12 protein-coding genes and 2 pseudogenes are annotated in these 13,139 nt (G+C 64.1%); all 14 read left to right on the top strand.

All coding sequences use genetic code 11. The features are described 5' to 3' along the window. The first annotated feature begins 124 nt into the window (after positions 1-124). Positions 125-526 carry a DNA-directed RNA polymerase subunit omega gene (rpoZ, locus tag ACWTU7_RS00595; protein ID WP_029354482.1) on the top strand — a complete coding sequence of 134 codons (402 nt, stop codon included), beginning with the start codon at positions 125-127 and terminating at the stop codon, positions 524-526. A gap of 111 nt (positions 527-637) precedes the next feature. Continuing rightward, the gene (locus ACWTU7_RS00590; protein WP_455837315.1) at positions 638-2,866 is read left to right on the top strand and encodes a RelA/SpoT family protein; all 2,229 of its coding nucleotides are present in this window, start codon (positions 638-640) and stop codon (positions 2,864-2,866) included. Between the two features lie 31 nt (positions 2,867-2,897). Then, the gene (pyrE, locus tag ACWTU7_RS00585) at positions 2,898-3,476 is read left to right on the top strand and encodes an orotate phosphoribosyltransferase (protein ID WP_029354480.1); all 579 of its coding nucleotides are present in this window, start codon (positions 2,898-2,900) and stop codon (positions 3,474-3,476) included. 74 nt (positions 3,477-3,550) lie between these two features. Next, on the top strand, positions 3,551-3,931 hold the full coding sequence (locus ACWTU7_RS00580) for a VOC family protein (RefSeq protein WP_065009813.1): 381 nt from the start codon (positions 3,551-3,553) through the stop codon (positions 3,929-3,931). A 223-nt stretch (positions 3,932-4,154) separates the two neighbouring features. Beyond that, positions 4,155-4,244: pseudogene (locus ACWTU7_RS00575) on the top strand (DUF2062 domain-containing protein); the annotation flags it as partial. A 44-nt stretch (positions 4,245-4,288) separates the two neighbouring features. Continuing rightward, the gene (gene acpS, locus ACWTU7_RS00570) at positions 4,289-4,702 is read left to right on the top strand and encodes a holo-ACP synthase (protein WP_127313546.1); all 414 of its coding nucleotides are present in this window, start codon (positions 4,289-4,291) and stop codon (positions 4,700-4,702) included. 77 nt (positions 4,703-4,779) lie between these two features. Further along, positions 4,780-5,529, top strand: a complete 750-nt coding sequence (lepB, locus tag ACWTU7_RS00565; RefSeq protein WP_455837314.1) for a signal peptidase I — start codon at positions 4,780-4,782, stop codon at positions 5,527-5,529. Between the two features lie 4 nt (positions 5,530-5,533). Then, positions 5,534-6,259, top strand: a complete 726-nt coding sequence (gene rnc / locus ACWTU7_RS00560) for a ribonuclease III (protein WP_455837313.1) — start codon at positions 5,534-5,536, stop codon at positions 6,257-6,259. Beyond that, the gene (era, locus tag ACWTU7_RS00555; RefSeq protein WP_455837312.1) at positions 6,256-7,188 is read left to right on the top strand and encodes a GTPase Era; all 933 of its coding nucleotides are present in this window, start codon (positions 6,256-6,258) and stop codon (positions 7,186-7,188) included. The genes rnc and era overlap by 4 nt, the downstream gene beginning before the upstream one ends. A 221-nt stretch (positions 7,189-7,409) precedes the next feature. After that, positions 7,410-8,183, top strand: coding sequence for a DNA repair protein RecO (recO, locus tag ACWTU7_RS00550; RefSeq protein WP_455837311.1), 774 nt, complete (start codon positions 7,410-7,412; stop codon positions 8,181-8,183). Then, positions 8,180-8,695: pseudogene (locus ACWTU7_RS00545) on the top strand (PaaI family thioesterase). Before recO ends, ACWTU7_RS00545 begins: the two are co-directional and overlap by 4 nt. 165 nt (positions 8,696-8,860) lie before the next feature. Next, complete coding sequence (locus tag ACWTU7_RS00540; RefSeq protein WP_455837310.1) at positions 8,861-11,614, top strand: DUF2339 domain-containing protein; 2,754 nt, start codon at positions 8,861-8,863, stop codon at positions 11,612-11,614. Between the two features lie 154 nt (positions 11,615-11,768). After that, on the top strand, positions 11,769-12,287 hold the full coding sequence (locus tag ACWTU7_RS00535) for an RNA polymerase sigma factor (protein ID WP_065009856.1): 519 nt from the start codon (positions 11,769-11,771) through the stop codon (positions 12,285-12,287). Continuing rightward, the gene (locus tag ACWTU7_RS00530) at positions 12,284-13,075 is read left to right on the top strand and encodes an anti-sigma factor family protein (protein ID WP_455837309.1); all 792 of its coding nucleotides are present in this window, start codon (positions 12,284-12,286) and stop codon (positions 13,073-13,075) included. The genes ACWTU7_RS00535 and ACWTU7_RS00530 overlap by 4 nt, the downstream gene beginning before the upstream one ends. Positions 13,076-13,139 lie beyond the last annotated feature (64 nt).

The following is a 13,139-nucleotide window of genomic DNA, read 5'->3' as shown; positions in this document are numbered from 1 at the left end:
GCCCCTGACCTGGCCCCGGACTTGGCCCCAGACCTGAGATTGCCAAAAAGCTTGTATTTTGGCGGCGTCCGGGTTATGGACCGCGCCTGTTTTCCATCAAATCCAGGCATGAAAGGGGCAGCTCATGGCCCGCGTAACCGTTGAAGATTGCATCGACAAGGTCGACAACCGCTTCGAGCTCGTGCTTCTGGCCGGCCATCGCGCCCGTCAGATCAGCCAGGGCGCGCAGATCACCGTCCCTCGTGACAACGACAAGAATCCGGTCATCGCGCTGCGCGAGATCGCCGAGGAGACATTGTCGCCCGACGACCTCAAGGAAGATCTGATCCACTCGCTGCAGAAGCATGTCGAGGTCGACGAGCCGGAAGCCGATGGCGAGGCGATCGCCGACCAGACCGGTACCGCCGCTGCGGCAACCGATGCCGACGACACCGAGGACAACATCACCTTCGACCGCATGACCGAGGAAGATCTCCTGGCCGGCATCGAAGGTCTGGTGCCGCCGGAAAAAAGCGACGACTATTGATCTTCGCAACGGCTGCCGACACTTTCGCGTCGGCGGTTTCGTGGTTATCTATGACATGCGCCGTACGCCAGTGCGGCGCATGATTCGTTTCAGCACTGCGAGATCCCGCCCATGATGCGTCAGTATGAGCTTGTCGAGCGCGTCCAGCGCTACAAGCCTGACGTCAACGAGGCGCTGCTCAACAAGGCCTATGTCTACGCCATGCAGAAGCATGGTCACCAGAAGCGCGCCTCCGGCGATCCCTATTTCTCGCATCCGCTCGAAGTCGCCGCCATCCTCACCGAAATGCACATGGATGAGGCGACCATCGCGGTTGCCCTGCTGCACGACACGATCGAGGACACCACGGCGACCAGGGCCGAGATCGACGAGCTGTTCGGTCCGGAAATGGGCAAGTTGGTCGAAGGCTTGACCAAGCTGAAGAAACTCGACCTCGTCTCCAAGAAGGCTGAGCAGGCGGAAAACCTGCGCAAGCTCTTGCTGGCGATCTCGGAAGACGTTCGCGTGCTGCTGGTCAAGCTCGCCGACCGCTTGCACAACATGCGCACTCTCGACCATGTGCCTGAAGCCAAGCGCCTGCGCATCGCCGAGGAAACGATGGATATCTATGCGCCGCTTGCCGGGCGCATGGGCATGCAAGGCATGCGCGAGGAGCTCGAGGAGATCGCCTTCCGCTTCATCAATCCGGAAGCCTACCGCGCCGTCACCGCGCGGCTAGCCGAAATCTTCGAACGCAACAAGGATGTGCTGTCCGAGATCGAAAGGGCGCTGTCCACGCTGTTCGAGAAATATGCGATCAAGGCCGAGGTCAAGAGCCGCCAGAAGAAGCCGTGGTCTGTGTTCCGCAAAATGGAGGCCAAGGCGCTGTCCTTCGAGCAGCTATCCGACATTTTCGGCTTTCGCGTCGTCGTCGATACCGTCGAGGACTGCTACCGGGCGCTCGGCGCCATCCACACGGCATGGTCGATGGTGCCAGGCCGCTTCAAGGACTACATCTCGACGCCGAAGCAGAACGACTACCGTTCGATCCACACCACCATCGTCGGACCGTCGCGCCAGCGCGTAGAGTTGCAGATCCGCACCTATCAGATGAACAAGATTGCCGAATATGGCGTTGCCGCGCATTCGATCTACAAGGACAGCGGCGGCAAGATGAACGGCGCTGCCCACGCGATCTCGAAGGAGACCAACGCCTATGCCTGGCTGCGGCGCACCATCGAGCAGCTTGCCGAAGGCGACAATCCCGAGGACTTCCTCGAAAACACCAAGCTGGAACTGTTCCAGGACCAGGTGTTCTGCTTCACGCCCAAAGGCATGCTGATCGCGCTGCCGCGCGGCGCCACGCCGATCGACTTCGCCTACGCCGTGCACACCGATGTCGGCGACACCTGCGTCGGTGCCAAGGTCAACGGCCGCATCATGCCGCTGATGACCGAGCTGAAGAATGGCGACGAGGTCGAGATCATCCGCTCCAAGGCGCAGGTGCCCCCGGCGGCGTGGGAGTCGGTCGTCGTCACCGGCAAGGCGCGCTCGGCGATCCGCCGCGCCACCAAGAATGCCATCCGCAAGCAGTATTCGGGTCTCGGTATCCGCATACTGGAACGCGCCTTCGAACGATCCGGAAAGATCTTTACCAAGGAGAGCCTGAAGTCGGTGCTGCATCGGCTGGCGCGCAAGGACATCGAGGATGTGCTGGCCTCTGTCGGCCGCGGCGAACTTGCCTCCACCGATGTCATGAAGGCGGTGTTTCCCGACTACAAGGACGAGCGCGTCACGCTGGCCGCGCCCAAGCAGCGCGAGGAGGGCTGGTCGAAGATCCGCAACGCCGCCGGCATGCTGTTCCAGATTCCGGGCCGCGCGGCACGCAAGGACAAGGACCAGCCAAAGGACGGCGCCGTGCCGATCCGCGGCGTCCGCGGCGACCTGCCGGTGCGCTTCGCGCCGGAAGGTGCTGTCCCCGGCGACCGCATCGTCGGAATCGTGCAGCCGGGAACCGGCATCACCATCTATCCGATCCAGTCGCCGGCGCTGCAGGCTTTCGACGACCAGCCCGAACGCTGGATCGACGTGCGCTGGGACATAGACGAGCGCACCAAGGAGCGGTTTCCGGCGCGAGTCTCGGTCACCGCCATCAACGCGCCGGGTTCACTGGCCGACATCGCGCAGGTCGTTGCATCCAACGACGCCAACATCCATACATTGTCGATGGTGCGCACCGCGCCCGATTTCACCGAAATGCTGATCGATCTCGAAGTCTGGGACCTGAAGCACCTGAACCGGCTGCTGTCGCAGCTCAAGGACAATTCGAGCGTCAGCGATGCGCGACGCGTGAACGGCTAGAAATCATCAGCGTGCTGGAGACAAGGCAGAGATGAACACCGACGAAGTGCTGGGCATTTTCCGTGAAGCCGGTGCCGTTCTCGAAGGGCATTTCATCCTGACGTCGGGCTTGCGAAGCCCGGTCTTCCTGCAGAAGGCGCGGGTCTTCATGCATGCCGACAAGACCGAGCGCCTGTGCAAGGCGCTGGCCGAGAAGATCCGCGCTGCTGTGTCCGGCAGGATCGATTATGTCGTCGGTCCGGCGATCGGCGGGCTGATCCCGGCCTACGAGACCTCGCGCCATCTTGGCGCGCCGGCGATCTGGGTCGAGCGGGAAGGGGGCGAGTTCAGGCTCCGCCGCTTCGAGATCGCCAAGGGTTCGCGCGTCGTCATCGTCGAGGACATCGTCACCACCGGCCTGTCGATCCGCGAGACCGTTGACTGCCTGCGCGCGCTTGGCGCCGAGGTCGTTGCCGCTGCCTGCATCATCGACCGCTCGGCCGGCAAGACCGATGTCGGCGTACCGCTGATCGCGCTCGCCGAATACGAGGTTCCGGCCTACCCAGCCGACAGGCTGCCGCCCGAGCTCGCCGCCATACCGGCCATCAAACCGGGCAGCCGCAATATCTGATGCATATCGCCCAAAAGTGCGCAGCGGTTTTGGGACAACGACATGCATAAAACAACGTTAACTGAGGCGCAGCCGTGATTGCAGGCATCGATCATTTCGTGCTGACGGTTCGCTCCGTCGAAGACACCTGCGCCTTCTATCAGCGCGTGCTCGGCTTCAGGCGCCTCGACGAGCCGGACCGGCCGACGGCGCTGCTGTTTGGAACGCAAAAGATCAATGTGCATGACGTCGGGCGCACCTTCGAGCCCAAGGCCAAGGCGCCGACTCCGGGCTCCGCGGATTTCTGCCTGGTCGCCGCTCGTCCGCTCTCGGAGATATGCGCCAGCCTGGCGGCCAATGGCGTTGGCGTTGAAGTCGGGCCGGTCGAGCGGATCGGCGCCCGTGGCCCGATGATGTCGGTCTATTTCCGCGACCCGGACGGCAATCTCGTCGAGGTCAGCGAGTATGGGCCGTAGATAGCTGGAGTTGCTGCCGATTCTGCGGCGAACTCTCCTCCTCAAATCCGTCGCGATTACACTGTGTCCGGAGTGGCGAAACGCCGGTCCCGCAGGCGACAGCAGCGGACGGCATGCAGCTACGGTTGTTCTGCGGCCAGCGTATCGCTATATCAAGGTCGTTATTGCCTTTCGACGGCCCGGTGGTCGGAGCGGCAGCTTTGGATATCAGGACAGGAACAGAGTGCTTTTTCGACGCCGCAAGCCTGATGGTTTTCTCGAGCGGATGCGTATCTATCTGTGGCCACGCCGCTCTTTCTCGCGCTCGCTGCGTCTGGCGGACAGAGCTGGAACCGCCGGACGGGAAGTTCCCGCCGAATGATCATTGGCATCGGCAGCGACCTGATCGATATCAGACGCATCGAAAAATCGCTGGAGCGCCATGGCCAGCGCTTCATCCAGCGCATCTACACCGAGGTCGAACAGGCCCGCTCCGAAAGCCGCGGCGCCCGCGCCGCCTCCTATGCCAAGCGCTTCGCCGCCAAGGAAGCCTGCGCCAAGGCGCTGGGCACCGGTATGGCGCAAGGGGTGTTCTGGCGCGACATGGGCGTCGTCAACCTGGCCAGCGGCAAGCCGACCATAGCGTTGACCGGCGGGGCGGCGGCGCAGCTGGACAAAATCCTGCCTGAAGGCCACAGAGCGGCGATCCACCTCACCATCACCGACGATTTTCCGCTTGCTCAAGCCTTTGTGATCATCGAGGCGTTGCCCGTCGAAGAAGCGCCATATTGATTGCATCTGACCACCGGCATGACGTTGCCCAGCGCGCGCCGAGACTCTATACCAACCAACGCATAATCGAGGACGACATGAGCGTGGCTGAAAAATCTCAGAAGAAATCCGGCGGGCTTGGCGAAACCGTCAGCGTCATCGTCCAGGCGCTTTTGCTCGCTCTGGTCATCCGCACGCTCCTTTTTCAGCCATTCTCTATCCCGTCAGGGTCGATGCGGCCGACCTTGCTCGAAGGCGACTACCTCTTCGTCACCAAGTGGTCCTATGGCTTCTCGCGCTATTCGCTGCCGTTCGGGCCGGACCTCTTTTCGGGCCGCATCTGGGGCGCCGAGCCGAAGCGCGGCGACGTGGCGGTGTTCAAGTTCCCGCCGGACCCTTCGGTCGACTACATCAAGCGCGTCATCGGCCTGCCGGGTGACAAGATCCAGGTCAAGGATGGCCAGCTCTTCATCAACGGCGTCGGCGTGCCGCGCCAGAAGGTCGGGCAGATCGACAATCGCGACATCACCGAGGAGAGCGGGCCGGTCGACGTCTATCGCGAGACATTGCCGAACGGCGTCAGCTATGACACGCTCGACCTGACACCCAGCTCGATCGGTGACAACACCCGTGAATTCGACGTGCCGCCCGGCCACTATTTCATGATGGGCGATAACAGAGACAATTCCTCGGACAGCCGCTTCACCGTCGGTTTCGTGCCCGACGAGAATCTGGTCGGCCGCGCCAACCTCATCTTCTTCTCGATCGGTGGCAGTGCCAGCCCGCTCGAAATCTGGAAATGGCCGTCGCTGATGCGCGCGTCGCGCCTGTTCCATTTCGTCAATTAGGATCATGGCGGCGACAAAACGGCTGACCGTCGACGCGCTCGCCGAAGCGCTCATGGAGCGCACCGGCCACGCCTTTGCCGACCGCCAGCGCCTGCAGCGTGCGCTGACCCATGCCAGCGCCCGCAGCAGCCATGCCGGCATCGACTATGAGCGTTTCGAATTCCTGGGCGACCGCGTCCTCGGCCTGGTCGTCGCCGACATGCTTCTGGCGGCGTATCCGGACGCTGCCGAAGGTGAGCTGTCGCTCCGGCTCAACGCGCTGGTCAACGCAGAGGTGCTGGCGGAGATCGCCGAGGAGATCGGCCTGCCGGAGCTGATCCGTGCCGGCTCGGACGTGCGCGGCCTCGACGGGCGCAAGCGCGTCAATCTGCGGGCTGATGCGCTGGAATCGCTGATCGCCGTGCTCTATCTCGACGGCGGGCTGGAGGCGGCCCGCGCCTTCATCCACAAGTACTGGCGGCCGCGCTCGCAGGCCATCGGTGCCGCCCGCCGCGATGCCAAGACCGAACTGCAGGAATGGGCGCATCAGGCCGCAGGCGCCGTGCCGGTCTACATAATTGACGGCCGCGAGGGACCGGACCACGATCCGCTGTTCACCGTCAGCGTCAAGGTCGGCGCCTATCCGCCGGCGACCGGCAGCGGGCGCTCCAAGCGCGAGGCCGAGCAAGCCGCCGCTACTGCACTGCTGTTGCGCGAAGGCGTCTGGCTAAATAAGGGGAGCGCGACATGACCGCCACCGAAGACGTCCCGCCGGCAACAGAAGCCGCCACCACGCATTCTGGCTTCGTCGCGTTGATCGGCGCGCCCAATGCGGGGAAATCGACGCTGGTCAACCAACTGGTCGGCGCCAAGGTGTCGATCGTCACCCACAAGGTGCAGACGACGCGCGCCATCGTGCGCGGCATCGCCATCCACAATAACGCACAGATCGTCTTCGTCGACACGCCGGGCATCTTCAAGCCGAAGCGGCGGCTGGACACGGCGATGGTGACCACCGCCTGGGGCGGCGCCAAGGACGCCGACATCGTGCTGTTGCTGATCGACGCCGAGCGCGGCATCAGGGGCGACGCCGACGCGATCCTCGAACGGCTGAAGGATGTCCGCCAGCCGATGGTGCTGATCCTCAACAAGGTCGACCGGGTCAAGCCCGAGGCGCTGCTGGCCCTGTCGGCGGCAGCCAACGAAAAAGTGCCCTTCGAGCGCACTTTCATGGTCTCGGCGCTAACCGGGTCGGGCTGCAAGGACCTGCTCGACTATCTCTCGGAAACCCTGCCTACCGGCCCCTGGTATTACCCGGAAGACCAGATCTCCGATCTGCCGATGCGTCAGCTGGCGGCCGAGATCACCCGCGAAAAGCTCTATCTCAGGCTGCATCAGGAACTGCCCTATTCCTCCCACATCGAGACCGAGAAGTGGGAAGAGAAGAAGGACGGCTCGGTCCGCATCGACCAGACCATCTATGTCGAACGCGACAGCCAGAAGAAGATCGTGCTCGGCCACAAGGGCGAGACGATCCGTGCCATCGGCCAGGCCGCACGCATGGAGATATCAGGTATCCTCGATCAGAAGGTGCACCTGTTTCTGTTCGTCAAGGTGCGCGAGAACTGGGGCGACGACCCCGAGCGCTACCGCGAGATGGGGCTGGAGTTTCCACATTAACGTCACTATCGACACAGCTCTCGTGAGTCAGTTGGTCGCCACCCAATTCCTTGCTGGAAGGATCTGGCCGTCAGGCCGGTAGCATCAGGCGGATGGGACAACAGGACCTTTCGCCTCGGAGACCACATGCTCGTGAGGTTTCCGAGTGCTTGCCGATCACCAGCGCGCGGCCCAAAAACCCAATCTTGATTTCGCCACCGAACCGGTGACAAGCTCCGTTGATGGAGTGGCGCGACGAGGGAATCATTCTCGGCACCCGCAAGCATGGCGAAACCAGCGCCATTCTTGAGGTCATGACTCGTGCGCATGGCCGCCACCTCGGCCTTGTGCGCGGCGGCCGCTCGCGCAAGCAGCAGCCCGTTCTGCAGCCCGGTAACCGTGTCGACCTGTTGTGGCGGGCGCGGCTCGACGAACATCTTGGCACCTTTCAGGCCGAGGCGCTCGAGATGAACGCCGCCCGGCTGATGGACAGCGCCGTCGCCATCTATGGGCTGCAAACCATGGCTGCGCATCTGCGCCTGCTGCCCGAGCGCGACGCTCATGGCGGCCTCTACGAGACGTTGGCCGTGATGATCGCCCACCTCGACGATACGGACGCCGCTGGCGAGCTGGTGGCGCGCTTCGAGTTGCTGATTCTCGACGAACTCGGCTTCGGCCTCGATCTCAGCCAGTGTGCTGCGACCGGCGCCAGGCAGGACCTTGCCTATGTCTCGCCGAAATCCGGGCGCGCCGTGTCACGCGCCGCAGGCGCGCCATGGCGCGACAAGATGCTGGTGCTCCCCGCATTCCTGCAGCGCGGCTCCGGGCTGCGCGCCGATCCGGCGGCGATCGAGGATGCCTTCCGGCTGACCGGCTTCTTTTTTACCCGCCATGTCTACGAGCCGCGCGGGATCGAGGCGCCCGGTGCCCGCGCCGGCTTCCTCGCCGCCGTGCGCAAGCACCACGCGGCGGGCAAGGAGATTGGCGCCGAGGCCGCCGGAGAAAACATTACATGAGCGAAGTGGAACTCTATCCCGGCCGGGTCTCGCCGCTCGGCCTCGGCACCATTCCGCACGGCGACACCTCTAGATATACCGGCCTGGAATTGCTCCAGCGCATCATCGACAACAAATACCCGGCGCCGCCGATTTCGTTCCAGCTCAGTTTCGACCTGACCGAAGTGTCGAAGGACGCGCGGTGTTCCGCGGCCTGCCGAGCGAGCGCTATCTCAATCCGCTGGGTGGGTGCATGGCGGCTGGGCCGCGACGCTGCTGGATTCGGCTCTTGCCTGCGCGGTGCAAACGCTGCTCGACAAGGGCGAGGCCTATACGACGGCGGAGTTCAAGGTGAACCTGACACGGCCGATCACGCGAAGACCGGCGAGGTGGTGTGCGAGGGCAGGGTGGTGCACAAGGGCCGCACATTGGCGGTTTCGGAAGCAACGCTGAAGGATGCCAACGGCAAGCTGCTGGCTTTCGGCACCGAAACGTGCTCGATCTTTCCGGCCGCCAATCTGGCGGCGCGCTGACTGCCGCATGACCCCGAAAATCGAATAGATTTTCGGAAAGGATCATGCGGAAAATTAAGGCGCTACAGCGTCCTTTGCGCGTCCGAAAGGATGCGCGGCGCTGTAGTGTGGCCGTCTGGCCGCCGTATTTGTCAGTAACTACTGGCTTGGTTTGGGGGAACCGCCATGTTCGAAAGCCTGATCGGCCTGGTCGCGATCATCGCGCTGTTCGTCATTATCTCGCGCCAGCAGAGCCGCATCGGCCTGATCGAGCGCGAACTTGGTGCGCTGCGCAGCCTCGTGCTTTCGGGCGCGCATGTGGCCCCACCGCAGGCCAAGCCGGTAGAACCGGCCGCAAACGACAGCAAGCCAGCAGACGCGGCAGTTGTGGCCGTGACCGATATTGTGCCGTCATCGGCGGGCGAGCCTGAGAAAAAGCCGTCCACAGAGGTTGAGGCCGCGGAGATTGCATCCGGACCGTGGGCTGCGGGCGAAGCGGCGCCGGCTGGATCTGCACCTGCGCAACCGGCCGCCGTGACGGCGAAAGCGACGCAAAAGCCTGATATTGAAACGGCGCTCGGCACCCGATGGGCGGTCTGGGTCGGCGGCATCGCGCTAGCGCTGGGCGGCCTGTTCCTGATTCGCTATACCATCGAGGCCGGCATTTTCGGTCCTGGCGTGCGGCTGAGCATGGCAGCAATGCTCGGGCTGGTGCTGGTAGCCGTTGGCGAGTTCATCCGCCGCACCGGCTTCAGGGTGCCGGTGCAGGGCGTCGCCGGCGCCTATATTCCGGCGATCCTGACGGCGGCCGGTGCTTTCATCCTGTTCGGCACGGTTTATGCCGCGCATGGCGTTTACGGCTTCATCGGGCCGGCGCTCGCCTTCACGCTGCTCGGCGCCATCGGTGTGGCGACCATCGCGGCCGCCCTCGTCCACGGCCAGGCGCTGGCCGGCATCGGCCTGCTCGGCGCGGTGGTGACGCCGATGCTGGTCGCCTCGCAGGCGCCGAATCCTTGGGCGCTGTTCGGCTATTTGGCGATCGTGCTCGCCGCCACCGGCGTCATCGCCCGCCTGCGCGACTGGAAATTGCTGATGGCGGCAGCGTTCGTCGGCACCGGCCTCTGGACCATTCTTTACATGACTGATGCGCCGGGCACGAACCTGCCTGTCATCCTCTTCATCAATGCGGTGACCCTGGCCGTGCTCGCCTTCGTCTGGCTCGGCCGTCGCGGTGGCGAAGCAGAGCCCGCCAGGGGCTTCGACTGGCCGTCGATCGCACCTGGCTTCTTCGTCGGCCTTTCGGCGATGGCGCTGTTCGTCGACCCGGCATTCGCTGCCGGCGATGCTCTGCCGGGAGCAGCCCTTATCGCAGCCCTGGTCGCGATAGCGCTCTACCGGCCGCTGGCGCTGGCGCTTCTGCACGCCGCAGGGCTGGCGACGGTGCTGGTCTATCTCGGCATCATTCCGCCAGCCTCCGTCGCTTCAGACTTTTCAGGTGGCGTTCTCGACGTCGAAGGTCTGCCGGCTGCAGTTGCCGATACGCTGATGCTCAGGATCGGTATCTTTCTTGGACTTATGTTTATCGGCGCCGGATTCTGGGCTGCGCGCAAATCTGCCGCATCGGCTCACATCCGAGCCGCCTCATGGGCGGCATGGGGCATTGTCGCACCGCTGGTCATTCTGTTGGCGCTCTGGTTCACTTTCGGCAATCTCGACCGCGATCCTGTCTACGCGGCGTTTGCAGCCCTTCTGGTCGTGGTCTTCGCCACCGGCGGCGAGTGGATCGCGCGCGGTGAGGAGCCGCCGCTAAGGGGCGGTGCTGCCGTCTCGTTCGCGCTTGGTGGGGCAGCAGTCGCCGCCTTGCTGATGGTCTATATGGCCTTCGGATCCGGCTGGACCACCATCCTCCTGGGTGCCGCGGCCATTGTGCCGGCGCTGGCCACCCGCTGGCGCGCCTATCCGGTGCTCGGCTGGATTTCGGTCGGCGCGGTCATTGCCGTACTCGGCCGCGTCGCCTTCGATCCGACAATCGTCGGCGCCGAATTCCTGTCGACGACGCCGGTATTCAACTGGCTGATGCCGGGATACGGCGTGCCGGCGCTCGCCTTTGGCTTTGCAGCGTGGCAGCTCGCCCGCACCACCAATGGCCGGCCGCGCCTCGCCATGGAAGCGGGCGCAGCACTGTTTGCGCTGCTCACGATTGCCATATTGGTGCGCCACGCCATGCATGGCGGCGTCATCGACACGGGTGCTGCGACCCTCGCCGAACAGGCGATCTACACGCTGATCGCCATCGGCGCCGGCGCGATCCTGGTCGCCATCGACATGCGCTCGCCAAGCTCGGTGCTGCGCTATGGTTCGCTTGCCGCGGGTGTTGTCTCGGTCGCCTTCATCGTCATCCAGCATTTCCTGGCGCTGAACCCGCTGTTTACGGACGAATCGACCGGCGAGATCTCGGTGTTCAACCTTTTGTTTCTCGCCTATCTCTTGCCGGCCGTGGCTGCTGGGGGGCTCGCGCTCTATGCCAGAGACGTCAGGCCGAAATGGTATGCCGCGATGCTGGCGCTGGTGGCGGCACTGCTCGCTTTCGTCTATGCGACGCTGTCGGTGAGGCGGCTGTTCAAGGGCGAGTTCATCGGCCTGTGGAGCGGCCTTGGCCAGCTTGAAACCTACACCTATTCCGCGCTGTGGCTGATCATTGGTGTGGCCCTGCTTACCGCCGGCGTCTGGCTCAAGTCGCAGGTGCTGCGCATCGCGTCGGCCGCGCTGATCTCGGTCGCCGTGTTGAAGGTCTTCCTCTTCGACATGTCGGAACTGGAAGGCGTGCTGAGGGCGCTGTCCTTCATCGGCCTCGGCGCGGTGCTGATCGGCATCGGCCTGTTCTATCAGCGGCTGCTGACAAGAGCGGCGAGGGAAAAGCTTCAGACGAGCAATAGCTAACAGTTTTCAATTTAACCGGGAATAAATCGCCCGCCGGCCGCGTTATCTTGTTGCTTGGGTGACCAGGGCGGCGGACCGCTTCGCGCTGGCCGCTTGCGCCGCGCCGCGAAGGCGCGTTCAATCGGATGAACAAGGCACCTCAGAACCAGCGGTCATGGACGAAAAGAAGGCAGCAATCCTGGGCGAAATACCGCGCCTGCGCCGATATGCGCGCTCGCTGCTGCGTGACCGCGATTCCGCCGACGATCTCGTTCAGGACTGTCTCGAGCGGGCGCTTGTGCGGCTCGACAACTGGCAGACTGGAGAAAGCCCCAGGAGGTGGCTGTTTACGATCATGCATCATTTATTCATCGACCAGATGCGCAAGGTGAACCGGCGTGGCGAAGCCGCGATGCTGCCGCTGGAAGCGGGCGAAGCGCAGGCAGCACCCGCCGAGCAAGTGGAGAGCATCGCCTCGCGCGAGATTATCGACGCATTGCAGGCGATCAGCCCCGACCGGCGCGCGGCACTGGTCATGGTCGCCATCGAAGGCTTTTCCTATGCCGAGGCCGCGACCATCCTCGGCGTGCCGGCCGGCACGCTGATGTCGCGCATCGCGCGCGGGCGTGATGAGTTGCGCGGCCTGCTGGATGACGCCGCGCGCCGTCGGGCGATAAGGATCGTCGAGAAATGACCCGGCGCGATTTTTCCGAACGCGACATCCACATGGCGCTCGACAGCGAGTTGCCGGGCGATGAGCGCGTGGCGTATGACGCCTGGCTCGATGCCAATCCTGAATTGAAGGCGAGAAGCGCCCGCTACGTCGCCGACCGCGCAGCCCTTCGTGCCGCTTTCGCCGGCGTGCTCGACGAGCCGGTGCCGGCGCGGTTGCAAAAGATCGTGTTCGGCGAGGCGCCGGTCAAGACGGCGGCATCGCGCTCGCGCTGGTGGCTGGCGGCTGCGGCGGCGGCGGTGCTGGCCATCGGCGGTGTTGGCGGTTATGTCGCCGGCATCGACCATCTCGGTCTGGAAGAGCCGGCCGAGGACCAACTCGCCGAGCAGGCGATCGCAGCCCATGTCATCTATGCCGCCGAGCAGCGGCATGCGGTGGAAGTGCCCGCCAGCGACAAGGATCATCTGCAGACCTGGCTGTCCAATAGGGTCGGCCTGAAGCTGGTCGCACCGGATCTGGCGGCGGAAGGGTTCCAACTCGTCGGCGGCCGGCTGCTGCCTGCTGGCGAGAGCAAGGCTGCGATGCTGCTTTATGAGGACGACAAGGGCGAGCGCATCTCGCTGTTCGTCACGGCTGAATCGGCCGAGAAGGCCAAGGGCACCTACGGGTCGGAAGAGAACGGCCCCGAGGCCGTCTACTGGCTGGATAAGGGCTATGGCTGCGCCGTCGTCGGCTCGCTACCGCGCGCGCAGCTGACTGCGGTGGCGAAGAGCGCCTACAGCCAGCTTCTGGCCGGGCTGGCCAGCTGAAGACCCAAATTTTCAAAGCTTGCGTCTACAGCGGCGCGCGTCCTTTGGACGCGCAAAGGACCAC

The sequence above is a fragment of the Mesorhizobium sp. BHscii genome, from assembly GCF_053848065.1.
Note: the sequence above shows the minus strand (reverse complement) of the source record. Positions and strands in the feature narration are given on the sequence as shown.

Coding starts and splice junctions, on each gene's coding strand:
- rnc (WP_455837313.1), top strand. CDS start 5,534: ATGGCGGCGACAAAACGGCTGACCGTCGACGCGCTCGCCGAAGCGCTC.
- ACWTU7_RS00590 (WP_455837315.1), top strand. CDS start 638: ATGATGCGTCAGTATGAGCTTGTCGAGCGCGTCCAGCGCTACAAGCCT.
- ACWTU7_RS00530 (WP_455837309.1), top strand. CDS start 12,284: ATGACCCGGCGCGATTTTTCCGAACGCGACATCCACATGGCGCTCGAC.
- lepB (WP_455837314.1), top strand. CDS start 4,780: ATGAGCGTGGCTGAAAAATCTCAGAAGAAATCCGGCGGGCTTGGCGAA.
- pyrE (WP_029354480.1), top strand. CDS start 2,898: ATGAACACCGACGAAGTGCTGGGCATTTTCCGTGAAGCCGGTGCCGTT.
- ACWTU7_RS00535 (WP_065009856.1), top strand. CDS start 11,769: ATGGACGAAAAGAAGGCAGCAATCCTGGGCGAAATACCGCGCCTGCGC.
- recO (WP_455837311.1), top strand. CDS start 7,410: ATGGAGTGGCGCGACGAGGGAATCATTCTCGGCACCCGCAAGCATGGC.
- era (WP_455837312.1), top strand. CDS start 6,256: ATGACCGCCACCGAAGACGTCCCGCCGGCAACAGAAGCCGCCACCACG.
- rpoZ (WP_029354482.1), top strand. CDS start 125: ATGGCCCGCGTAACCGTTGAAGATTGCATCGACAAGGTCGACAACCGC.
- ACWTU7_RS00540 (WP_455837310.1), top strand. CDS start 8,861: ATGTTCGAAAGCCTGATCGGCCTGGTCGCGATCATCGCGCTGTTCGTC.
- acpS (WP_127313546.1), top strand. CDS start 4,289: ATGATCATTGGCATCGGCAGCGACCTGATCGATATCAGACGCATCGAA.